The sequence below is a fragment of the Halorubrum saccharovorum DSM 1137 genome (genome assembly GCF_000337915.1).
GTDB classification, from domain to species: domain Archaea; phylum Halobacteriota; class Halobacteria; order Halobacteriales; family Haloferacaceae; genus Halorubrum; species Halorubrum saccharovorum.
In genome coordinates this window covers 1-926 of record NZ_AOJE01000041.1, presented here as the reverse complement: position 1 = coordinate 926, position 926 = coordinate 1, and the positions used below count along the sequence as shown (strand labels likewise).

Annotated in this window: 1 protein-coding gene; it reads left to right on the top strand. The window is 59.6% G+C overall.

What is annotated here, in order from left to right:
• Positions 1-926 (top strand): RNA-guided endonuclease InsQ/TnpB family protein (locus C471_RS08630; protein ID WP_004048256.1); only part of this gene is annotated, 926 nt, incomplete at both ends.

Sequence of the window (926 nt, the reverse complement as noted above, 5' to 3'; positions counted from 1 at the left end):
TACGAACAACTCCGAGATGAGACGGAGTTGACGGCGAATCTCGTTCAGAAAGGGATTCGACGCGCCATCGAGGCCACGAAAAGCGGTGTTGCTCGACTCAAAAAGGGCGAGACCACTAGTCAACCGCACTTCGACGCGTGGAGCGTCGTCTACGACAAGCGCAGCGCGACGTTCCACCGCGACCACGTGTCCCTTTCAACGGTAAACGGGCGCGTCGAGTGTGAGTACGTGATTCCCGACGATCCCACGGGAACACCGATTGGTGAGTACCTGCTGAACGAGGACTACGAGTTCCGGATGTCCACGCTCCAGTACGACCGTTCGACCGAAGCGTTCTACCTCCACGCACGGATGCGCCGCACGACGGAGGAGCAGGAGCAGTCCACAGTTGCTTCTTCCGATGCCACGCACAGAACAGTCCTTGGCGTCGATCTGAACGTGGACGGCTCGCTCGCCGTGACGTCNTCCACAGTTGCTTCTTCCGATGCCACGCACAGAACAGTCCTTGGCGTCGATCTGAACGTGGACGGCTCGCTCGCCGTGACGTCGACAGGTGCGTTCATCGGGAATGCCGACGAGATGAACCATCGACGCCGGGAGTTCGAGAAGACCCGCGGGTCGATGCAACAGGCGGGCACGCGGTCGGCACACCTGTCGATCCAGTCGATGGACGATCGCGAACACCGCTGGATACAGGACGAACTCCATCGTGCTTCGAACCAGATTCTCGACGAAGCTCGCGATCACGGATGTACGCACGTCGCGTTCGAGAATTTGACAGATATTCGCGAGCGAATGGCTGGTGCGAAGCGATTCCACGCGTGGGCGTTCCGCCGCTTGTACGAGTACGTCGAATACAAAGCCGAAATGCTCGGTATCGAGGTCGAGCAGGTGAGTCCCGCGTACACGAGCCAGCGGTGTTCGAA